Origin of the sequence: Ewingella americana ATCC 33852, from assembly GCF_000735345.1 — a bacterium.
Classification (GTDB): domain Bacteria; phylum Pseudomonadota; class Gammaproteobacteria; order Enterobacterales; family Enterobacteriaceae; genus Ewingella; species Ewingella americana.
Map to the genome: position 1 here is coordinate 249,081 of NZ_JMPJ01000017.1, position 22,697 is coordinate 271,777.

At 55.9% G+C, this 22,697-nt stretch carries 16 protein-coding genes; 4 read left to right on the forward strand and 12 right to left on the reverse strand.

Going from position 1 to position 22,697, the window contains the following annotated elements:
* Positions 1–48: 48 nt before the first annotated feature.
* Positions 49–2,424 carry an LPS assembly protein LptD gene (gene lptD, locus GEAM_RS01200; RefSeq protein ID WP_034787110.1) on the reverse strand — a complete coding sequence of 792 codons (2,376 nt, stop codon included), beginning with the start codon at positions 2,422–2,424 and terminating at the stop codon, positions 49–51.
* 182 nt (positions 2,425–2,606) lie between these two features.
* On the opposite strand from lptD, the gene djlA reads away from it, so the two are divergent.
* On the forward strand, positions 2,607–3,425 hold the full coding sequence (gene djlA / locus GEAM_RS01205; protein ID WP_034787113.1) for a co-chaperone DjlA: 819 nt from the start codon (positions 2,607–2,609) through the stop codon (positions 3,423–3,425).
* Positions 3,426–3,493: 68 nt separating this feature from the next.
* On the opposite strand, the gene rluA is transcribed toward djlA, so the two are convergent.
* The 3 genes from rluA to GEAM_RS01220 all read right to left on the reverse strand — a co-directional run bounded on the left by rluA (position 3,494) and on the right by GEAM_RS01220 (position 9,751).
* Positions 3,494–4,195 carry a bifunctional tRNA pseudouridine(32) synthase/23S rRNA pseudouridine(746) synthase RluA gene (gene rluA, locus GEAM_RS01210; RefSeq protein WP_034787114.1) on the reverse strand — a complete coding sequence of 234 codons (702 nt, stop codon included), beginning with the start codon at positions 4,193–4,195 and terminating at the stop codon, positions 3,494–3,496.
* Between the two features lie 66 nt (positions 4,196–4,261).
* The gene (gene rapA, locus GEAM_RS01215; protein ID WP_034787116.1) at positions 4,262–7,159 is read right to left on the reverse strand and encodes an RNA polymerase-associated protein RapA; all 2,898 of its coding nucleotides are present in this window, start codon (positions 7,157–7,159) and stop codon (positions 4,262–4,264) included.
* 195 nt (positions 7,160–7,354) lie between these two features.
* The gene (locus GEAM_RS01220) at positions 7,355–9,751 is read right to left on the reverse strand and encodes a DNA polymerase II (RefSeq protein WP_034787119.1); all 2,397 of its coding nucleotides are present in this window, start codon (positions 9,749–9,751) and stop codon (positions 7,355–7,357) included.
* Positions 9,752–10,065: 314 nt separating this feature from the next.
* On the opposite strand from GEAM_RS01220, the gene GEAM_RS01225 reads away from it, so the two are divergent.
* Positions 10,066–10,833 (forward strand): DedA family protein, encoded by a 768-nt coding sequence (locus GEAM_RS01225; RefSeq protein WP_034787121.1) that lies wholly within the window; start codon positions 10,066–10,068, stop codon positions 10,831–10,833.
* A gap of 6 nt (positions 10,834–10,839) precedes the next feature.
* On the opposite strand, the gene thiQ is transcribed toward GEAM_RS01225, so the two are convergent.
* The 4 genes from thiQ to sgrR form a co-directional block, all read right to left on the reverse strand.
* Positions 10,840–11,541, reverse strand: a complete 702-nt coding sequence (gene thiQ / locus GEAM_RS01230; protein WP_034787122.1) for a thiamine ABC transporter ATP-binding protein ThiQ — start codon at positions 11,539–11,541, stop codon at positions 10,840–10,842.
* Positions 11,525–13,135: a thiamine/thiamine pyrophosphate ABC transporter permease ThiP gene (gene thiP, locus GEAM_RS01235; RefSeq protein WP_034787124.1), complete on the reverse strand. Its 1,611-nt coding sequence runs from the start codon at positions 13,133–13,135 to the stop codon at positions 11,525–11,527. Before thiP ends, thiQ begins: the two co-directional genes overlap by 17 nt.
* Positions 13,111–14,094 (reverse strand): thiamine ABC transporter substrate binding subunit, encoded by a 984-nt coding sequence (gene thiB, locus GEAM_RS01240; RefSeq protein ID WP_034787125.1) that lies wholly within the window; start codon positions 14,092–14,094, stop codon positions 13,111–13,113. The genes thiP and thiB overlap by 25 nt, the downstream gene beginning before the upstream one ends.
* Before the next feature lie 299 nt (positions 14,095–14,393).
* A complete protein-coding gene (sgrR, locus tag GEAM_RS01245; RefSeq protein ID WP_034787126.1) occupies positions 14,394–16,055 on the reverse strand; it encodes an HTH-type transcriptional regulator SgrR in 1,662 nt (553 codons plus the stop codon).
* A gap of 103 nt (positions 16,056–16,158) precedes the next feature.
* Between sgrR and sgrT the strand changes: the two genes are divergently transcribed.
* Together sgrT and GEAM_RS01255 are read left to right on the forward strand one after the other, a co-directional pair.
* A complete protein-coding gene (gene sgrT, locus GEAM_RS01250) occupies positions 16,159–16,338 on the forward strand; it encodes a glucose uptake inhibitor SgrT (protein WP_034787128.1) in 180 nt (59 codons plus the stop codon).
* Positions 16,339–16,494: 156 nt separating this feature from the next.
* Positions 16,495–17,658, forward strand: coding sequence for an MFS transporter (locus tag GEAM_RS01255; protein ID WP_034787130.1), 1,164 nt, complete (start codon positions 16,495–16,497; stop codon positions 17,656–17,658).
* A 64-nt stretch (positions 17,659–17,722) separates the two neighbouring features.
* Here the strand turns inward: GEAM_RS01255 and leuD are convergent, their stop codons facing one another.
* Genes leuD through leuA form a run of 4 tightly spaced genes read right to left on the reverse strand, consistent with a single transcriptional unit; the run spans position 17,723 to position 22,403 of the window.
* On the reverse strand, positions 17,723–18,328 hold the full coding sequence (gene leuD / locus GEAM_RS01260; protein WP_100938082.1) for a 3-isopropylmalate dehydratase small subunit: 606 nt from the start codon (positions 18,326–18,328) through the stop codon (positions 17,723–17,725).
* Between the two features lie 7 nt (positions 18,329–18,335).
* Positions 18,336–19,736: a 3-isopropylmalate dehydratase large subunit gene (leuC, locus tag GEAM_RS01265; protein ID WP_034787137.1), complete on the reverse strand. Its 1,401-nt coding sequence runs from the start codon at positions 19,734–19,736 to the stop codon at positions 18,336–18,338.
* Between the two features lies 1 nt (position 19,737).
* Positions 19,738–20,829 carry a 3-isopropylmalate dehydrogenase gene (leuB, locus tag GEAM_RS01270; protein ID WP_034787139.1) on the reverse strand — a complete coding sequence of 364 codons (1,092 nt, stop codon included), beginning with the start codon at positions 20,827–20,829 and terminating at the stop codon, positions 19,738–19,740.
* 2 nt (positions 20,830–20,831) lie between these two features.
* Positions 20,832–22,403, reverse strand: a complete 1,572-nt coding sequence (gene leuA, locus GEAM_RS01275; protein WP_034787141.1) for a 2-isopropylmalate synthase — start codon at positions 22,401–22,403, stop codon at positions 20,832–20,834.
* Between the last annotated feature and the right edge of the window lie 294 nt (positions 22,404–22,697).

Consider the following 22,697-nt stretch of genomic DNA (forward strand, 5'->3'; position numbering starts at 1 on the left):
ATCCGCAATTGCGGATGCAAGTTCACTGAGTTCAACATGTCGTCGGTCTTAGAATGCACGTTGGTAAGGCAATATACCGCGGCCCAGCATTTCTGTGGTCCCGAGGGTATGACTATTACTCAGGCCACGAAGTTCCAGAGTGAGTGAAATCCTGTTGTCATACTTACTTTCTGCGTTGACGGTATCAAAGTTGGTGATCTTGCGCTCGTAGCCAAAGCCAACTGCCCAACAGCAGGTATTGTATTGCAGGCCGAGCAATTGATCAGCCGGTTGCTGCGCTTTGGTGTCGTAATAATACGCACCCACGATGGCCCAGCGATCGGCAATCGGCCAGCTGGCGATACCGCCCACTTGCGAAATACCTTGCTGATAACCTGGGTTTTGTACGTTCGGCAAGGTCGCCTGAATATACTCCGGGCTGGCATAACGGTAGCTCAACTGAACCATTTTGTCGGAGTCGGCACGGTATTCAAGCACCGCGTCACCCAGCGCCAAGGAGTCAAGGCGTGTGTCATACTGTGCACCGCCACGAACACCCCAGAAGTCATTGATTTTGTAGTAGGTATCACCCGCCCACACCAAGCTGCCGGTATCGTCATTCTTGTCCAGAACGCTGTTCTGATCGCCGGTACGCGGAGGGGTAAAGTAGTAAATCTGGCCCAATGACGCGTTAAAGCGTTCAACCAAGCCATCGTCGTAAATACGCGTAGTTAAACCACCCGCCACTTGGTTTGCAGAGGCAATACGGTCAAGGCCACTATAGCTCTTATCGCGGAACAGGCCGGTGTAGTCGGACTGAAGCAGCGTGGAGTCATAGGTGTTGATCCCACTCTGGTCGCGGTAAGGAATGTAGAGATACTGGGCGCGTGGTTCGAGGGTTTGCGTATAGCCCGTGTTCCAATCCATGGTGCGTTCAAACACCATCTTGCCGTCAGATTTAAACTCAGGCAGCGTACGGTTCACCGAGCTTTGCAGCTTAGAGTTAGGGTTGGCAGCAAAGAACGAGTCAGGAATATCCTGCTGATAATGGGTCGTCATCAATTTGACTTCATTATCGAGGCTACCCAGCCTGTTACTCAGCGGCAGGCTTAACGTTGGCTCCAAGTGCAGTCGCGTGGCTTCCGGGTTATCCGGGTTCACGCTGGTGAATTTGGCGGCCTGCCCGTAGACATGAAGATCAAATGGACCGAGATCGTTTTTGTAGTAGTTGACGTCAAACTGCGGCATTGCGCGGTAAGCATTGTTATTACCCGCACCGTTAAAGATCTGGAACTGCTTACTGGCTAAAGTCGCATCCCAGTTCTTGTTGGCATAGCCCACGCTGAATTTCTGCGAAGCGTAGCCGTCAGTGGTTGAGCCGTATTTTGAGTCAAAGTCGGTGAAGTAGTACGGATCGCTGACCTTGGTATAGTCAACGTTGAAACGCCAAACTTGATCAACGACGCCCGAGTGGGCCCAGTAGTACATCCAGCGCTTGGTTTTATCGCTGGTACGCGCCTGACTTTTTACAAAGTCGTCGTCGATTTTTTTGTCATTGCCCAAATAATCGAACTCCATCATACCCGCGCCGAGTCCGGTCAGATAACGGAACTCGTTCTGCAATTGCAGACCACGGTTGCTCATGTAGTTCGGGGTGATAGTGGCGTCGTAATTAGGCGCGATATTCCAGTAATAAGGAATAGTGACGCCAAAGCCGTTGGTGTTGCTGTAGTTGGCGTTCGGGATCAAGAAACCGGAACGACGGCGGTCGCCGATTGGCAACTGCATGTATGGGCTGTAGAACACCGGCACTGGGCCAATGTGGAAACGGGCGTTCCAGATCTCTGCCACTTCTTCCTGACGGTCTTCGATGATGGTTGAACCCACCACGCTCCAGCTGTTATCGCCGGGCAGACAGGAAGTAAAGGTCCCGTTATCCAGAATGGTGTAGCGGTTGCTGTCACGCTGCTTCATCTTATCTGCCGTACCACGACCTTGACGGCCTACCATTTGGTAGTCGCCTTTTTCCATATCGGTATCTTTGGTGGTCAGATTCGAGAAGCCTTTAGGACCGTTCAGTTTGACCTGCGGATCGCTATATCTCACGTCACCGGTTGCGGTCACGGTGCGGATTGGCGTGGCTTCGCCAGGCGTAGTCACCTGGTTGAGCTGCACCTGATCGGCAGTCAGGGAGCTGTTACCCTGCTCGACATTAACGCTACCGCTAAACAGCGCGTTGTCGGGATAGTTGCCGGTTGCCTGATCCGCCTGAATATTGACAGGAAGCTTGTTCGGGTCACCGGTAACCAGAGGTTTATCATAAGTAGGTACCCCGAGCATACATTGCGCAGCGAGGTCGGCTAAAGCGCCATGGCTGTACAGGGCCGTCCAAATAGTGGTGGCCAGCAGCGTGGGGAAGCGTGTTTTCAGACGTCTGTTTTTCATACGTAAATTGGTGTTCCGTCATCAGAGGCATCATGCCGGCAAACGGTCAGAGACTATATTACTCATCATCGTTGCGCTAGTGTTAAATCCAACCGGTAAACGTCGTAGCCGTTAGGCACAACGATAAATGCCAGTTATGATAAAGCAATTTTTCGACGACGCCATGGTGAATTGAGGAGTATATGCAGTATTGGGGAAAGCTGCTCGGGCTTGTGCTGGGTTTAATGTCCGGCGTGGGATTCTGGGGAATCGTTATTGGGGTGTTGATTGGACACATGTTCGACAAGGCGCGCTCGGTTAAGAGTCGCGGTTATTTTGCCGATCAACAGACAAGACAAACTGTTTTTTTCCGCACCACCTTTGAGGTGATGGGGCATTTAACGAAATCAAAGGGGCGTGTGACCGAGGCTGATATTCAAATTGCCAGCCTTTATATGGACCGAATGCAGTTGCACGGTGAGAACCGAAATGCGGCACAGCGCGCATTCCAGAGTGGTAAAGAGTCGAGTTATCCGCTGCGTGAGAAAATGCGTGAGCTGCGCAATGTGTGCTTCGGGCGTTTCGACTTAATCCGGACTTTTCTGGAAATTCAGATCCAAGCCGCATTTGCCGATGGCTCGTTGCATCCCAATGAGCGGCAGGTGCTGAATGTCATCGCCGAAGAGCTGGGCATCTCCCGTCAGCAGTTTGACCAGTTCCTCAGCATGATGGAGGGCGGTCAGCAGTTTGGCGGCGGCCAGCAGGGGCGCTACTCGGAGGGCGGATTCCGTCAGGCTCAGCAGGGGCCGACCTTGGCCGATGCTTGTAAAGTGCTGGGTGTTAGCCCGTCAGACGATAGCGCCACGATTAAACGTGCCTATCGCAAGCTGATGAGCGAGCACCATCCAGACAAGCTGGTGGCGAAAGGCTTACCACCGGAAATGATGGAGATGGCGAAAGAGAAAGCGCAGGCGATTCAGGCGGCTTATGACCTGATTAAGCGCGAGAAAGGGTTTAAATAAACTTCCTTTCTTGTGGCGAAAAAAAGGCGCTGAATGCGAGTTCAGCGCCTTTTTCTTTAATGCTGCTTTTAGAAGTCCGGCTCGCAGTTAAAGACCACTGGCGTATCGGTGATTGGATGGTAGAACGATAGCTCCTGCGCATGCAGTTGCAGGCGATTGACCACGCCCAGCGCCTCGGGCGGCGCATAAAATTTATCGCCAAGGATCGGATGGCCGATAGCCAGCAGGTGAACACGCAGCTGGTGAGAACGGCCTGTTATCGGCCGCAGCTTAACGCGCGTGGTGCCGTCATCGTCCCAAGACATCACTTCATACTGGGTGAGGGCTTTTTTTCCCGTTTCGTGACACACCTTCTGTTTTGGGCGATTCGGGTAATCACAAATCAGCGGTAAATCGATAATGCCGTAATCCTCTTCTACCCGGCCCCAAACGCGGGCGATATAGACTTTTTTGGTCTCGCGCTCGCGGAACTGGCGCTTAAGCTCGCGCTCGGCTTCCTTGGTTAACGCCACCACAATCACGCCACTGGTGGACATATCAAGGCGATGCACCGACTCGGCTTCGGGAAACTCTTGCTGAATGCGGGTCATCAGGCTGTCGTGATGCTCAGCCAGCTTGCCGGGAACTGACAGCAGGCCGCTCGGCTTATTGACCACCATGATGTGCTCATCCTGAAAAATCACCTGCAACCATGGATCCTTCGGCGGGTTGTAATCCTCCAGCGGCTTGGTGTTGGAAGGGATGTGGGATGTGGATTGATTTTCACTCATCGCGGTTTCAATTTTCTACTGTCATGAAAAGGGAAGAGGCAGGGGACTCCTGCCTCTTGGCTGGCATTACTGGTGGCTAACCACTACCAGACGGATAGCATCCAGACGCCAGCTGGCATCGTTCAGGTTAGCCAGAACCTGTTGGCGATTCGATTCTATCGCTTCCAGCTCATCATCACGAATGTTCGGGTTAACCTCTTTCAGCGACTTCAGGCGCGCCAGCTCTTGGTTCAGCTGCACGTCGGCTTCAACCTTGGCGGCTTCAATCAGCGTGCGAGCTTCTTCGGCAATCTGCGGCTCTGCCTGTTGCAGCATGGCGTGGACATCAGCCTGCACCGCGTTGACCAGTTTGCTGGAGTTGTGACGGTTAATGGCATTTAACTGGCGGTTGAAGCTTTCGAACTCAACCTGAGCCGCCAGATTGGTGCCTTTACGGTCCATCAGCATGCGAACCGGCGTCGGTGGCAAGAAGCGGGTTAATTGCAGGTGCTTCGGTGCCTGACACTCCACAACATACACCAGCTCAGCCAGCAGCGTGCCGACCGGCAGCGCCTTATTCTTCAGGATTGACACCGCGCAGCTGCCGGTGTCGCCAGACAGAATAAGATCCAGGCCGTTGCGAATGATTGGATGCTCCCAACTGATGAACTGGGTGTCTTCGCGGGACAGCGCCTGCTCACGGTCGAAGGTCACGGTGCAGCCATCTTCCGGCAGCCCCGGGAAGTCCGGCACCAGCATGTGATCCGACGGCGTCAGCACGATCAGGTTATCGCTGCGGTCTTCTTGGTTGATCCCCACGATGTCGAACAGGTTCAGCGCGAAGTTGACCAGATTGACGTCGTTATCCTGCTCGCCAATCTCTTTTGCCAGCTGCTGCGCCGGTTCGCCGCCGTTGGAATGCATCTCCAGTAGGCGGTCGCGGCCGTTTTCCAGCTCCAGCTTCAGGGCGTCGTGCTTACTGCGGCATTCAGCAATAAACTCGTTCAGACCCTCTTGCTCGTTTGGCGTCGCCAAGAAAGCAATCAGCTGCTCATAGGCGCTGTCGTAAATGGTGCGGCCGGTCGGGCAGGTGTGCTCGAACGCGTCCAGACCTTCATGGAACCAACGCACCAGCACCGACTGTGCGGTCTGCTCGAGGTAAGGCACCATGATGTCGATGTTGTTCTGCTGGCCGATACGGTCCAGACGGCCAATACGCTGCTCCAGTAGGTCCGGGTTAAATGGCAGGTCGAACATCACCATTTTGCTGGCGAACTGGAAGTTACGCCCTTCGGATCCGATTTCAGAACAGAGCAGCACCTGCGCGCCATCTTCCTGAGAAGCGAAGTAGGCCGCCGCGCGGTCACGCTCAATAATCGACAAACCTTCGTGGAACACGGCAGCACGGATAGCTTCACGCTCGCGCAGCACCTGCTCGAGTTGCAGCGCGGTGGCGGCTTTGGCGCAGATCACCAGCACTTTTTCGTCACGGTTGGCCGTCAGGTAGCCCAGCAGCCACTCAACGCGCGGGTCGAAGTTCCACCAGGTGGCGTTGTCGCCTTCGAACTCCTGATAAATCTGCTCCGGGTAGAGCATGTCGTAGGCACGCGCTTCCACCGTTTTCTTAGCGCCCATGATGCCGGACACCTTAATCGCCGTCTGGTACTGGGTTGGCAGAGGCAATTTCACCGCGTTCAGGTGGCGCTCAGGGAAGCCTTTCACACCGTTACGGGTGTTACGGAACAGCACGCGGCTGGTGCCGTGGCGGTCCATCAGCATGGCGACCAGTTTTTTGGCGGCGGCTTCATCACCGGCGTTGGCAGCTGCCAGCAGGTTGTCGACGTCGGCATTGCCCACGCGCTCACCCAGCAGCGCCAGCGCTTCCGGCGTTAATTGTTCTTGGTTGAGCAGCAGGGTCACGGCGTCAGCCACTGGCTGATACTGCTGCTGCTCTTCAATGAATTCTTCGTAATCGTGGAAACGATCTGGGTCGAGCAGGCGCAGGCGGGCAAAGTGGCTCTGCTGGCCCAACTGCTCTGGGGTTGCGGTCAGCAACAGCACGCTTGGGATCTGCTGAGAAAGCTGCTCGATAACCTGATATTCGCGGCTCGGCGCGTCTTCGCTCCACACCAAGTGGTGCGCTTCGTCGACTACCAGCATGTCCCACTCGGCTTCGGACAACTGCTCGAGACGAGACTTATTGCGGCGCACGAAGTCCAGCGAACAGATAACCAGCTGCTCGGTTTCAAACGGGTTAGTGGCTTCATGGACCGACTCGGCATAACGGTCGTCATCAAACAGCGAGAAGCGCAGGTTGAAGCGGCGCAGCATCTCGACCAGCCACTGGTGTTGCAGAGTTTCTGGCACCACGATCAGCACGCGCTCGGCGCGACCAGACAGCAGTTGCTGGTGGATGATCATCCCGGCTTCGATGGTTTTACCCAGACCCACTTCGTCGGCTAACAGCACGCGCGGGGCGTGGCGCTGGCCCACTTCATAAGCAATGTGTAACTGGTGCGGGATCAGGCTGGCGCGCATACCGCGCAGGCCGCCGAACTCCAGACGGAACTGTTCGCGCTGGTATTTACGGGCGCGGAAGCGCAGGGCGAAACGGTCCATGCGGTCGATTTGACCGGCGAACAGTCGGTCTTGAGGCTTACTGAAGGTCAGCTTGCTGTCGAGGAGCACTTCGCGCATCGCGACGCCCGTCTCTTCGGTGTCGGTACGCGTACCGATGTAGGTCAGCAGCCCTTTATCTTCAACCACTTCTTCCACCAGTAGCTGCCATCCTTCATGGCTACTGATGGTATCCCCGGTGTTAAACATCACGCGGGTGATTGGGGAATCATTACGAGCATACAGTCGGTTTTCACCAGTGGCGGGGAAAAGCAGGGTTACCATGCGCGTATCAATCGCGACGACGGTCCCTAATCCTAATTCGCTTTCCGTGTCGCTTATCCAGCGTTGACCCAATGTAAACGGCATAATCTCTCTCTGTGTCTGTCTGTTATGAACGGCTTTACTGCGCCCTGATTTTTAGTAATAGCTTGCTTTCCTCGCCAGTGGCGCGGAATTGTTAATTTTATGGGGGTGGTTCAGATTCGGGAAAGGGCGCTATGGTAATAGAAGGCGGCCCTTTCGTCACGATACATCTTTACTAAACAGACCCGCGCGCCTGATTTAAAACAAACCCATCTGGCCAGTGATAAGTGTAGCAAAGTCATCATGCAGGAAGGGCAGAATGCCGTCGGCCACCGGCTCGAGCTGGCGCTCAATATAGTGGTCGTAATCAATTGGCGAATGCAGATTCTCCAGCGGTTCTGGCCCCGAGGTGGTCATTACATAGCTTATCCAGCCGCCGTTTTGGTACTGCTGGGCGCGGCCTTGGGCCACATTATACTCGTCGGCCAGCCTTGCAGCTCGAACGTGCGGCGGCACATTGCGCTCGTAGTCGCTGAGCTTGCGGCGCAGGCGCTTGCGATAAACCAGCTGGCTGTCGAACTCTCCCGCCAGCGTGCTTGCCACGTACTCTCGCACGTAGTCCTGATAGGGCTGATTATGGAAAATGCGTTGATACAGCGCCTGCTGGAACTCCTGCGCCAACGGCGTCCAGTCGGTGCGCACGGTTTCCAAACCTTTATAGATGATATGTTCGCCGTCCGCGCCTTGGGTTAACCCGGCGTAGCGTTTTTTGCTGCCCTGCTCGGAGCCGCGAATGGTCGGCATCAGGAAGCGTTTGAAGTGAGTCTCAAACTCCAGCTCCAGCGCGCTTTCCAGCCCATATTCCTGTTGGAGATGAGCTTTCCACCAAGCATTAACCTGCTCCACCAGACGGCGGCCAATGGCCCCGGCCTCCTCTTCAGAGTGGGCTTTATTCAGCCAGACAAAGGTGGAATCAGTATCGCCATAGATCACCTGAAAGCCTTCGGCTTCAATCAGTTCGCGGGTTTGGCGCATGATGTCGTGGCCGCGCAGGGTGATAGACGACGCCAGCCTTGGGTCGAAGAAACGACAGCCGCTGGAACCCAGCACGCCATAAAAAGCATTCATGATTATTTTCAGCGCCTGCGACAGCGGCTTGTTTTTTTGCTGCTTGGCGGTTTCGCGCCCTTGCCAGATTTGCCGGACGATCTCCGGCAGGCAGTGCTTGTCACGGGAGAAGTGCGCGCCGCGATAGCCCGGCACGGCGTGTTGCTCATCGGGCTGCTGCAAACCGGCGACCAGCCCGACGGGGTCAATCAGGAAGGTGCGGATAATCGACGGATAAAGGCTTTTGTAGTCGAGCACCAGCACGGAATCATACAGGCCGGGACGGGAGTCCATCACGAAGCCGCCTGGGCTCATTTCCCCTTCGCGTTCACCCATGTTCGGCGCGACATAGCCGATGCGATGCATGCGCGGTAAATAAAGGTGGGTGAAAGCGGCCACCGAGCCGCCGTGGCGATCGACCGCCAGCCCGGTCACCGAAGCGCGCTCGAGCAGGAAGGGCATCAGCTCGGTTTTGGCAAAAATGCGCGTCACTAGCTCGCAGTCTTTCAGGTTGTAGTGGGCCAGCGCGGGCTTATTTTCGCGAAAACGCTGTTCAATCTCGGCCAGCCGCTGGTAAGGGCTGTCACTGGCTTTACCTTCGCCAAGCAAAGTTTGCGAGACGTTTTCCAAACTGAACGAAGAGAAGTTCCAGAAAGCCGATTTCAGTGCTTCAATGCCGTCAATGATTAAACGCCCGGCGGCCGCAGCGAAGAAATGCCCCTGCTTGAAGCCGTGCTCGCGCCACTCAAGGTCGCTACCGTCGCGGCCAAAACGCAGCGGAATATGGTAGCGCTCGGCGTGTTTTTGCAGCACGCGCAGGTCAAACTGCACCACATTCCAGCCGATAATGACGTCAGGATCATAGGCTGCCAGCCACTCATTGAGCTTCTCCAACAGCTTCGGGCGGCTGTCGACATACTCCAGAATGAAGTCGCGCGGAGTATTAGTGTTACCATTCGGCGGCCCGAGCATGTAGACGTGGCGCTGGCCGCAGCCTTCAAGGCCAATGCAGTAAAGCTCGCCGTTGCCGCTGGTTTCAATGTCCAGCGAACAGAGTTTTAGCGGCGGGCGATAAGCCTCGGCAGGCTTCATGCGGGTTTCGACCAGCAGATTGTCGCCGCTCTGCTGGCCGCTGAACCAGACCGGCGCGGTGATGTAGCGCTCCATCAGGTAGCGCTCCGGCGGGCGAATATCTGCTTCAAACAGCGTGACGCCACTCTCTTTGAGCAGCTTCTCCAGTCGCATTAACTGGCGGTGCTGAGTGCAATACAGCCCAAGGACCGGGCGAGATTGGAAATCCTGCAAAGGCAGCTCGCGCAGGCTGTAGCCCTTCTCACCAACCAGTAGCCGTTCGGCCTGCTTGCGCTGCTCGACGGGCAAAAAAGCCACTGATTCCTGCAAAGGTAAACGCACGCGCTGAGGGCCGCTGTCAGTCGCCAGCCACAGCTCCACCTCCGTGCCGCGCGGGGTGTCGCGCCAGTGTCGGGTTAAAACAAACCCCTCACGTGGCGAGGTGAGCGTCGAAGCGTGCGAAGTGGGTGCGTTGATAAGCGCCTCATTAGGTCGAGTAAAAAAGCAGGGCAGAGCAATATAGTATGGTTATTTATACAGTTCTTGTCCATCGGCGCGGGTTTAAGGCGCATTTAGGCAAATATGCATACAATTCGCCGGTTGACTCACTTTCGCACTGCACTGACAATTCAGCCGCGTAATGTTTTATAAAGCTACACTTATGAATTACTGGACTGAAATGCATTTTGTGAATGTTTTTCATTTATAGAGTATTCAGTCATTTACCTGATATTGCAGGGATGGTCAGCCATTGATTTGGCCATGCAAGACGCACATAACACTGGGATTTTATGGAAGCCTATTTACAGCATCTCGTCGCGCAGTCGGTGGGAATTGCACTGATTATCGTTGCGGTGGTGGCGTTTTTTGAATCGCTGGCTCTGGTCGGGTTAATCCTTCCCGGCACCGTCATGATGGCGACTCTTGGCACCTTGATTGGCAGCGGACAGGTTGGCCTGTACGAAGCGTGGCTGGCCGCCGGGCTGGGCTGTTTCGTGGGCGACTGGGCCTCTTATTTCATCGGCCGTCGCTTCAAGGGGCCGCTACATAACTGGAAGTTCCTGCAACGCTATCAGGCGCTGCTCGACAAAACCGGCAGCGCGCTTGACCGGCACAGCTTCGCAACGGTCATTATTGGCCGTTTTATTGGGCCGACACGCCCGCTGGTGCCGATGGTCGCTGGGATGCTCAGCCTGCCGCCGTATAAATTTGCGCCGCCGAACATCGTCGGCTGCATCACTTGGCCGCCGGTCTACTTCCTGCCGGGTATCTTGGCGGGCGTGGCGATTGATATCCCCGCCGGGCATAACAGCACGGTATTCAAGTGGCTGCTGCTGGGCTCTGCGGCCTTATTGTGGCTGACGGCGTGGTTACTGTGGCGCTGGTTCCGCTCGGATAAAAACAGCGGCGACGCCATGGCGCGCTGGCTGCCATTGGCTCGGGTGCGCGTGCTCTCCGTGCTTGGCGTGATTGCCACGGCGGTTTGCTTTGTCATGCTAAGCAAGCAGCCTTTGATGCCGGTTTACGGGCATCTGCTGTGGAAAGTGATCACCCGCTAACTCCTCTTAGCGCAGCGGAATGCCCAGTATCTGGGCTTCTGCAGCACTGCCTTCCACCAGAGCCTGCGTCGGGCCGTCGTAGTAAATTCGGCCGTCGACCACCAACAGCGTGCGCTGCGCCACGCGCACCGCGTCATCCAAATTATGCGACACCATCAGCAGCGTCAGATTGCGCTCCGAGCACACCTTATCCAGCAGGTTGAGCATCTCACTGCGCAATGCCGGGTCGAGGGCGGAAAATGGCTCATCCAGCAGCAAGATAGGCTGGCTGCGTAACAGACATCTCGCCAAGGCCACGCGTTGGCGCTGCCCGCCCGAGAGCTGCGAAGGCAGGCGATCCAGACAATCCTCAAGGCCCACTTGCCGGGCGATTTCCAACAATTCTTGCTGCTGCGCGGCGCTCAGTTTCAACCCCGGATGCAGCCCCAGCGCCATGTTCTGGCACACGGTCAGATGGGAGAACAGGTTGTTCTCCTGAAACAGCATGGAGACCGGGCGCTTGGCCGGTGGCGTTTGGCTATGGTCTTGACCATTAAGCAGAATCTGCCCGCTGGTCGCCGCCAAAAAGCCCGCCGTCAGGCTGAGCAGGGTGCTTTTGCCCGCGCCACTTGGCCCCAGAATGGCGACGCGCTCTCCCGCCTCAATCTGTAAATCAAAGCGCATCGGCAGGTGTTCATACAGGTAAGTCAGTTTATTTAGCGTCAGCATGGCGGCCCGGTAAACGTTCAATCAGGGTGAACAGCAAGAAGCATAGCAGCAGCAATAGCAGCGCGGTGACCGCGCCGTCTTGACTGCGATAAGAACCAATCTGCTGATAAAGGTAGAAAGGCAGCGTGCGGAAATTCTCATTGCCGAACAGCGCAATGACGCCGAAATCGCCGAGTGAAAGCACGCAAGAGAAGGCCAGCGCCTGGGTTAAAGGGCGTTTCAGCGCGCTGAATTCCACCCAGCGCAGTCGACGCCAGCCGCGCATGTCCAGAGACAAACAGAGCAGGCTGTAGCGTTCGGCGACGTCACGCATCGGGTTGTCCAGCACCTTCATGGCATAGGGCACCGCCATCAGCGCGTTGGTCATGATAACCAGCGACCATGGCGATTGCGGCAGACCGATGGTGTCGCTGAGCAGTAAGAAGAAGCCGGTCGCCAGCACGATGCCGGGCATCGCCAGAATCAGCATGCCGCTGATATCCAGCGCCTGCGCCCAGCCGTTGCGCTGGCGAAGTCTCAGCTCGCGGCTGCTCCACAGCAGCATCATGGTCAGGATCACGCACAATATTCCGCTGCCTGCCGCGATACGCAAAGAGGTCCACAAAGCCTGCCACAGCGCGGGCTGGGTAAGCACGCTGAGCACGGCGCGGTTGGCGCCATCAACCACCACCGCCAGCAGCGGAGGGAGAATAAGCAGCAGCGCGAGGGCGATCAGCAGGGCGTCGCAGCTTCGGCGCAGCAGCGAGTCATTGGGGTCATACCACTTTTGCGCGTGGGTATGGCCGACCGGCAGTGCGCGGCTGAGTTGCTGGCTTAGCATCACCAGCCCGAGACAGCACACCAGTTGGATCAGCGCCAGACTGGCGGCGCGGGTTAAGTCATAGTCGTAACTGAGGGCCTGATAAATCGCCAGCTCGATGGTAGTGGCCTGCGGACCGCCGCCGAGGGAGAGCACGGTGGCAAAGCTGGCGAAACAGAGCATAAAGATCAGCGCGGCGGCGGGCAGGATCTGGCGGCGCAGCGCGGGCCATTCGACAAAGCGAAACTGCTGCCAGGCATTCATCCCGAGCTGGGCGGCCAGCTGGCGCTGCTCGGTGGCGATATTTTCCAGCGCCTGAAGCAGCAGGCGGGCGGCCAGCGGCAGGTTAAAGAAGATGTGCGCCAGCAAAATGCCTTTCAGCCCATAGGGCGAGAAAGCGTAATCCACGCCGAGCCATTGGCAGAGCTGGGCTAGCCAGCCCTGACGGCCATAGACGCTGAGAATGCCAAACACCGCCACCAATACCGGCAGCACTAAGGTCATGGCACACAGGCGCAGTAGGATTTGGCGGCCGGGAAAACGGCGGCGGAACAGGGCGCGCGCCAGCAGGATCGCGGGCAGCACCGAGAACAGCGCCGACAGCAGCGCCTGCCAGAAGGTAAAGCGAATGACATGCCACAGATAGGCGTCTTGCCACAGCGAGGGGCCAGCTAACTGTGGCGCATGACGCCACAGCGAACCCAGAGCCAGCACGGCCACCGCCAAAATACTCAGGGCGGCGACCATGCCCGGCCATAGCCAGTGAGGGATCAGCGGCTGACGGCGGTTTGCCATGCCTGAATCCATTGACTACGGTGGTCAGCGACGTCTTGCGCGCTGTATTGCAGGGACTTGCTCGGTACGGTCAACTGATCAAAGGCGGCAGGCAGCTCGGATTTGACCACGGGGTACATCCAGTTGCCGGTCGCAATGGTGTTCTGGAAGCCCGCGCTGGTGACGAATTTGATGAATTTCGTCGCCAGTTCCGGCTGTTTGCTAGCGGCCAACTGCCCGGCAACTTCAACCTGCATATAGTGGCCTTCGCTGAAGTTCGCGGCGGCGTAGTTGTCTTTCTTCTCTTCTATAATGTGGTAAGCCGGAGAGGTGGTGTAGCTCAGCACCAGATCACTTTCCCCTTTGAGGAACAGCCCGTAAGCCTCGCTCCAGCCTTTGGTGACGGTGACGGTTTTCTTCGCCAGCTTCTGCCATTCTTGCGGCGCTTTGTCGCCATAGACTTTTTGCATCCACAGCAGCAGGCCGAGGCCAGGGGTGCTGGTGCGCGGGTCTTCGTAAATCACTTTCCAGTTCTGCGGGCTGTTAATCAGCTCATCGAGGCTTTTCGGCGGGTTCTTCAGCTTATTTTTGTCATAGACGAAGGCGAAGTAGCCGTAATCGTAAGGCACGAAAGTTGAGTTGTTCCAGCCACCCGGAATATCCAGCTTGGCGTCAGTAGCCGGGGCTTTGGCGAACAAGCCAGTTTGCTCGGCGGCTTGCAGCAGGTTGTTATCCAGCCCGACTACCACGTCGGCCTGACTGTTTTTGCCTTCCATCCGTAAGCGATTGAGCAGCGAGACGCCGTCTTCCAGCGCGACATATTTCAGTTCGCAGCCGCAGTCAGCTTCAAAGGCTTTTTTAATTGCCGGGCCGGGGCCCCAGTCAGCAGCGAAAGAGTCGTAGGTGTAAACAGTGAGGACAGGCTTGGCGGCGAAGGCCGGGGCGCTCAACAGCAGCAGGAAAGGCAGTATTTTCTTCAACTTTGCACTCCATAAAAGAAAAGGGGCAAAGGATTTTGAGTAAGCAGGCGCAGTCTCAAATCCCTCCGCCGGGGCTAACCGGATCAGGTTCGACGGGTTTATCTCAGCCTTTAAACTTGCTGCGCGGGTGTTGATCGGGCGTCGTGCAGTGCTCGCTATGCTCACGTACTTGAGTACGCTGCGCTGGCTGTGCGCTGGACTTCACCCGCTGAACACTCGCTCGCGGCGTTTAATATTTCAGGCACCCCGTTGAGAACGATTGCCATTCTAGAGACTTAGTACGGCTTGTGGAAGAAGCTTTAGCTATCGGGCGGTGCGAACCAGGCAGATTTAAAGTCGAACCAGCCGAGGGTGTTCATGCGCACCCCGCGCATGCTGCGCTGGCCCTGTAACACCAGCCAGTGGTGGAAAAGCGGATGGAGATGGTTATTCTCCACCAGTTTTTGCGCCCATTCGCCCATGTTCAGCTGCCCGGCGCGCCACATAGCGCCGTCGGATTTCAGGTCGCAATCCATGCAGTAGTTGATTAATGGCAGCTCCAGCAGGGTAGCAAACAGTGAAAACTCAAGCGGCAGGGTGAAGTTGGCGCTGCCCAGCCAGACATCGCTTTTCGCCTCGCCTCTGTGCCAACTGGCGTAATCCACCACCTGAACATTGAGCTTCACCCCGTGCGCCGCCAGCAGCGGCGTAATGGCCTTGCTGATCGCCTGATGCTCCGAGTGCTCGCTATAGTAAGTCAGGGTTATCTCTTTCAGGTGAGCAGGCTTAGGGTGCGGAAGATGCGTTTGCAGATGATGCCAGCGCGGCAGCAGGCCAAAGGCGGGTGCCCAATAGCGCTGGTAAATGGTCTCGGTGGCGTTGAGCAGGGCAATCGGGCTGAGCAACTCACTGAGCCACAGGCGGCTGGCTTCATCACTGCCGATAGGCGAACGCTGGTCATAGAGCAGGAAATAACAGCCTTCCTCGAGGCGGCTCTCCGGCTCGCTGTCGCCAGACTCGTCGGCCTGCAACTGGACGCCGGAATGCACCAAGTCCTCGGTGAGTTCCGGCAGAACCCAAATATTCACTTCATCAATCAGCGCGCGAAAACCGAAATACTCGTCAAATGCCCGAATGCGCAGTTGGGTGTTTTGATTGAGCACCACGGCGTAGGGGCCAGTGCCGACCGGGTGGCGGGCAAAGTCCGGCATCGACGCCCACTCTTGCGGCAAAATCATGGCGTGAACGTTGCCCAGCAGCCACGGCAGCCACTTGTCGGTCGAGGTGAGATGAATGTCGATGACGTTGAGCGTCGGCGACGTCACGGATGAAAAGTGCGCGAACAGCGGATGGGTGCTCAGCCGCGCAAAGCTGCTGATGATGTCCGCCATGTTCAGCTCGCGGCCGTGGTGGAAGTGGATCGCCGGGCGCAGATAAAAACGCCAGTGCAGCGGGGATAGCTGCTGCCAGTGGTGAGCTAAATCGCCTTCTAGTTCCCCGTTTTCCTCATTTATGCGCGTCAGGCCGCTAAAGATTTGCCTAGCAATATGAGTTTCTGAACGCCGCAGCATGGTGCCGGGCAGCAGATTGAGCAGCGGGCGATAGTAGAGCACGCGCAGGATATGCTTCCCCTGACGAAAGCTGCGACCTAGCTGAGAAATCAGCATCTGGCGCACGGCCTTTTTGTCGCCGACCAGCTGCACCAACTGGTCGATTTTATCCTCTTCTAATAGCTCTTCGGCCCGCTGTTGCTGGAGCGCCAGCCCGGTATAGAGAAAGGTCAGCGTAGATCGTTTGCCACGACCGGCCTCGGCCTGCCAGTTGATCCAACCCTGCTCCTGCATGGTGGTGAGCAAGGATCGCATATGGCGGCGCGAGCAGTTCATCACCTCGGAAAGCGCCTGCAAAGTGGTGTGCGTCTCTTCCCCGTGGCAGCTTTGCCAGAGGCGAATGAACTGCTGTTGCAAACGCGGTGATGACATAAAAGAGGAACTCCAAGTGCTGTTTTCATCAATTTATCTTTCCTCATATTACTCCGATACTGTTTAGCAACAAAGCCGTGATGCACATACCCCGGAGGTCAGCATGCAAGGTCTTCTAAATCGAGATTTTTTCCAGCGCTATTTCCGCGCGGTCGCCCCGCAAAGTGCGCCAGCAGAGTGGTTAAACTGGGTGCCGCAAGAGTATCGCGTTGCCACGCTGAACCAGCTGATGCAGTGGGACATCGACGAGATGAGTGATGAGCAGTACCGCAAACATACCTAAGTCAGCCTGAACGTAAGCAGCCTCAGGCGGGCTAAAACGATTTCTGAGTAATGGTGTATTGTCACCAGCCAGTGAGGTAACTCACTGGTTTTTTTATTTTAAAACGCGGCTACACTGAGGGTTGTTTACCCGCCTTCGACCACTCTGGGATGGCTCATGCTTAAGCGTCGTATCAACTCAATCTATGCCACTTTTCTGACGGTTTCCCTGCTGTGCGGCATCGCCGGGGCGTTACAGGCACCTACGCTGAGCCTGTTTCTGACCAATGAAGTGAAAGTCAGGCCAATGTGGGTTGGGTTGTTTTATACGGTGAATGCCATCGCGGGCATTGCCGTCAGCTTCCTGCTGGCCAATCGCTCGGATAAGAAGGGTGACCGCCGAAAGCTGCTGCTACTGTGCTGCGTAATGGCGGTGGGAAACGCGCTGGTTTTTGCTTTTAGCCGCGACTATTTAGTGCTGATCACCGTCGGCGTGCTGCTGGCGGCAATTGCTAATACTTCGATGCCGCAGCTGTTCGCGCTGGCCCGCGAGCATGCGGATCGCTCGGCCAGCGAAGTGGTGATGTTTAGCTCGACCATGCGCGCCATGCTGTCGCTGGCGTGGGTGCTCGGCCCGCCGCTCTCCTTTATGCTGGCGCTCAATTACGGCTTCACGCTGATGTATCTCAGCGCGGCGGCGGTGTATGTCGCCAGTATCCTGATGATTTGGTTGTTTCTGCCGTCGGTGCCGCGCGTGGAGCAGCCGGTGGATAACGCCGAGGTGGCGGTGAGCGCGTGGCGCAATCGCGATGTCAGGCTGCTGTTTTTCGCGTCGTTGCTGATGTGGACCTGCAACCTGATGTATGTGATTGATATGCCGCTGTATATTGCGCGTGACTTGGGGCTTCCCGAGGGCTTGGCTGGCTTGTTAATGGGCACGGCGGCGGGGATTGAAATCCCGGCGATGCTGATTGCCGGGACGTTGGTGAAACGCTGGGGCAAGCGCCGCCTGATGCTGATTGCCGCCGCCAATGGCGTAATTTTCTATGCCGGGCTGGTGCTGTTCGAGTCGAAAACCGCGCTGATCCTGCTGCAACTGTTCAATGCGATATTCATCGGTATTATCGCGGGTATCGGCATGCTCTATTTCCAAGATCTAATGCCCGGCCGCGCGGGGTCGGCGACCACGCTGTTTACCAATAGCATTTCAACCGGGGTGATTTTTGCCGGGCTGCTGCAAGGCACTATCGTGGAGAACTTCGGACATTATCCGGTTTATTGGGCGATAACCCTGCTATCCCTGCTGGCGCTGGGCCTGATGTGGAAAGTCAAAGACGTGTAAGGCGCGCCATCAGCAATAAAAAACCCGCGAAATTCGCGGGTTTTTTTATCAAATGGCGCAGTCATTACTTCATGAATGCAGGCTGTTTGTTCTCGTAAGTGGAGATGTTGGCTTCGTGCTGCAAAGTCAGGCCAATGCTGTCTAAGCCGTTGATCATGCAGTGACGGCGGAAGCTGTCGATTTCAAACGAGTAGCTTTTGCCACCGGCGTTGACCACTTGGTTTTCCAGATCCACTTCGAAGGTGATGCCTTCGTTAGCTTCAACCAGTTTGAACAACTCATCCACTTGCTCATCGCTCAAGGTGATTGGCAACAGTTGGTTGTTGAACGAGTTACCGTAGAAAATATCGGCAAAGCTTGGGGCGATCACGGCGTGGAAGCCGTAATCAGTCAGCGCCCAAGGTGCGTGCTCACGGGATGAGCCGCAGCCGAAGTTTTCACGAGCCAGCAGGATGCTTGCGCCTTTGTAGCGCGGCTTATTCAGCACGAAATCAGGGTTAGGCTGCTGCCCCGCGTCGTCCAAGAAACGCCAGTCGTTGAACAGGTGCTGGCCGAAACCTGTACGGGTCACTTTCTGCAAAAACTGCTTAGGAATGATGGCATCGGTATCGACGTTAGCCGCATCCAGCGGAACCACCAGACCAATATGTTGAGTGAATTTAGTCATGATGGTTTCCTTAGTTCAGTTCACGAATATCAGCGAAACGGCCAGTTACCGCGGCGGCAGCTGCCATTGCCGGGCTAACCAGATGAGTACGACCGCCGCGACCCTGACGACCTTCGAAGTTACGGTTGCTGGTGGAAGCACAACGCTCGCCCGGATTCAGACGGTCATTGTTCATCGCCAAACACATTGAACAGCCCGGCAGACGCCATTCGAAACCAGCTTCAATGAAGATCTTATCCAAACCTTCTTCTTCCGCCTGCGCTTTCACCGGGCCAGAGCCTGGCACCACGATAGCCTGCACGCCGCTGGCGACTTTACGTCCTTTGGCCACTGCAGCAGCTGCGCGTAAATCTTCAATGCGTGAGTTGGTGCAAGAGCCGATAAACACTTTGTCGATGGAGACGTCGGTCAACTTAATGCCCGGCTGCAGGTCCATATAAGCCAAAGCTTTTTCAGCGGACGCGCGTTCTACCGGGTCGCTGAAAGAGGATGGATTAGGGATAACCTGATTCACCGCCATTACCTGACCTGGGTTGGTACCCCAAGTGACCTGAGGCGCAATGTCCGCCGCGTTCAGGGTGACAGTGGTGTCGAACGTGGCATTTTCGTCGGTTTTCAGCGTTTTCCAGTAAGCTACGGCTTCATCCCAGTCTTGGCCTTTCGGCGCGAACTGGCGGCCTTTCAAGTAAGCGAAGGTGGTTTCGTCGGCGGCAACCAAGCCCGCTTTAGCGCCCATTTCGATAGCCATGTTGCACAGGGTCATACGACCTTCCATGCTCAAGGCTTCAATCGCTTTACCGCAGAACTCGACCACGTGGCCAGTGCCGCCCGCGCTGCCGGTTTTACCAATGACGGCCAGCACGATGTCTTTGGCGGTGATGCCCGCCGGTGCGTCGCCAGTCACTTCAATTTTCATGGTTTTCGCACGGCCCTGTTTCAGGGTTTGCGTCGCCAAAACGTGTTCAACTTCAGAGGTACCGATGCCGAAGGCCAATGAGCCGAAGGCGCCGTGCGTGGCGGTGTGGGAGTCGCCGCACACGATGGTCATGCCCGGCAATGTCATGCCTTGCTCAGGGCCAATAACGTGGACGATGCCTTGGAACGGGTGGTTCAGGTCATACAACTGCACGCCGAACTCAGCACAGTTCTTGATCAGTTCCTGCATCTGGATGCGGGCCATTTCGCCGCTGGCATTAATGTCTTTAGTCTGCGTCGAGACGTTGTGGTCCATGGTAGCGAAGGTTTTGCCCGGCTGACGCACCTGACGGCCTTTGGCGCGCAGGCCATCGAACGCCTGTGGTGATGTCACTTCATGCACCAAATGACGGTCGATATACAGCAACGGAGTTTCGTTTGGCGCTTCGTACACCACGTGCGCATCAAACAATTTCTGATATAAAGTCTTCGCCATGTTATGCCCCTTCTGCCACGAAACGGGCAATGATGTCGCCCATTTCGTTAGTGCCAATTGCGTTACCACTGTTGGCCAAATCGCCTGTGCGATGGCCTGCCTCTAATGCTTTATTTACTGCTTGCTCGATAGCGTCCGCCGCGTCATCAGCGCCAAGGCTGTAGCGCAGCAGCAGGGCTGCGGAGAGGATTTGAGCAATCGGGTTAGCAATGTTTTTGCCTGCGATATCCGGCGCTGAGCCGCCAGCCGGTTCGAACAAGCCGAATGCCTGCTCGTTCATGCTCGCCGATGGCAACATGCCCATGGAGCCGGTGATCATCGCGCACTCGTCAGACAAAATGTCGCCGAACAGGTTGGAGCACAGCAACACGTCGAACTGCGACGGGTCTTTGATCAACTGCATGGTGGCGTTGTCGATGTACATGTGGCTCAGGCTAACGTCCGGGTAGTCTTTAGCGATTTCGTTAACCACTTCGCGCCACATGATGGAGGTTTGCAGCACGTTTGCTTTATCGATTGAAGTCACTTTGCTGCGGCGTTTGCGCGCAGATTCAAAGGCGATACGGGCAATACGTTCAATCTCGAAACGGTAATAAACTTCTGTATCGAAGGCTTTTTCGTGCATGCCTTGGCCTTCACGACCTTTAGGCTGACCGAAGTAGATGCCGCCGGTCAGTTCGCGCACGCACAGAATATCGAAACCTTTTGCGGCGATGTCGGCACGCAGCGGGCAGAACTCTTCCAAACCTTGATACAGGCGGGCAGGGCGCAAGTTGCTGAACAGCTTGAAGTGCTTACGCAGCGGCAGCAAAGCGCCGCGCTCTGGCTGATCGTTTGGCGGCAGGTGTTCCCATTTCGGGCCACCGACTGAGCCGAACAAGATGGCGTCTGCTTGCTCACAACCGGCAACGGTAGCCGGTGGCAATGGGCTGCCGTGCTTGTCGATGGCTGCGCCGCCAACGTCGTATTCGCTGGTGGTGATTTTCAGGCCAAAGCGCTGACGTACCGCGTCCAACACTTTATACGCCTGCTGCATTACTTCCGGGCCAATGCCGTCGCCGGGTAAGACGGCAATATGATGGGTCTTGCTCATGTTCACACCGTTTCCTGATTGTTTTGTTTTTCGGTTTGCAGGCGCTGTTTTTCAATTTCTACCTGCTTGCTGCGCCAAATGCTGTTCAATACATGGACCATCGCTTTCGCGGAGGATTCGACGATGTCGGTCGCCAGACCTACACCGTGGAAACGGCGTCCATTAAAGGAAACCACTACGTCCACTTGGCCTAATGCGTCGCGGCCATGGCCTTTGGCAGTCAGTTGATATTTGACCAGTTCGATCTGGTAGCCGGTAATACGGTTGATTGCCTGATAGACCGCGTCTACCGGGCCGTTACCTGTTGCGGCTTCGGTTTTGATCTCTTCGCCACAGGCCAAGTTCACAGAGGCGGCGGCGGTGATGCTGGAACCTGACTGCACGCTGAAGTTGTCCAGGCGGTAGAATTCAGGCTCTTCTTGCTGTTTATTGATGAACACCAGCGCTTCTAAGTCGTAGTCGAAAACCTGACCTTTCTTATCCGCCAGCTTCAAGAACGCGGCGTACAGATGATCCAAATTATAGTCGGATTCTTTGTAGCCCATCTCTTCCATACGGTGTTTGACCGCGGCGCGACCGGAGCGTGAAGTCAGGTTCAACTGAATCTGGTTCAGGCCGATGGACTCTGGGGTCATGATTTCGTAGTTTTCGCGATTCTTCAGCACGCCGTCCTGATGGATACCGGAGGAGTGCGCGAAGGCGTTAGAGCCGACAATCGCTTTGTTGCCTGGGATTGGCATGTTGGTGATTTGACTGACAATCTGGCTGGTGCGGTAAATTTCTTTGTGATTGATGTTGGTATGGACATTCATGTACTCGGAGCGAGTGCGGATCGCCATAATCACTTCTTCCAACGCGGTGTTACCAGCGCGCTCACCGATACCGTTCAATGTGCCTTCCACCTGACGCGCACCGGCCTGAATCGCCGCGATGGAGTTGCCGACGGCCATGCCTAAGTCATCGTGGCAGTGGACTGAGATAATAGCTTTATCAATGTTTGGCACGCGCTCATACAAATTAGTAATGATACCGCCGAACTGGGTTGGGGTGGTGTAGCCCACGGTGTCAGGAATGTTGATGGTGGTAGCACCGGCCTTGATGGCGGCTTCCACGACGCGGCACAAGTTGTCCAGTGGCGTACGGCCCGCATCTTCACAGGAGAATTCAACGTCATCGGTATAGTTACGCGCACGTTTCACTGAGTGAACCGCCATGTCCAACACTTGGTCGAAGGAGCGCTTTAATTTTGATTCGATGTGCAGGGTAGAAGTGGCCAAGAAGACGTGGATACGGAAGGCTTCAGCGACGCGCAAGGCTTCGGCAGCGGCATCGATATCGCCGTCTACGCAGCGCGCCAGACCACAAACGCGGCTGTTTTTGATTTGGCGAGCAATGGTCTGTACAGATTCGAAGTCGCCCGGAGAGGAAACCGGGAAGCCGACTTCCATTACGTCAACGCCCATTCTTTCCAGCGCGATGGCAATCTGCAACTTATCTTTGACGCTCAGGCTGGCTTGTAACGCCTGTTCACCGTCACGCAGCGTGGTATCGAAAATAATGACTTGTTCGCTCATGGTAGATTCCTTGTCTGTTTTACTTTCGCGCCGTGGAGGTAAAAAAAAACCCGCGCATCGGCGCGGGTTTAGTGTCTGTGGAAGTTGAAATCAGTTCTGATTTTCGCCCACTGGCATACCGCGCAAGATTTCTGCGTTAAGTAGTAGGCCTAGTAGACGAGTAGTAATGAACATGGGTTTCAGCTTCTCTTAAATTTGGTTTTGAATCGGAGGTTGTTTTAACCGTTGCCTAAATTGATACGTGAATGCGCGCGGCATGTCAACCGTTGGAATAGCTTCACTATTTAATTAGTA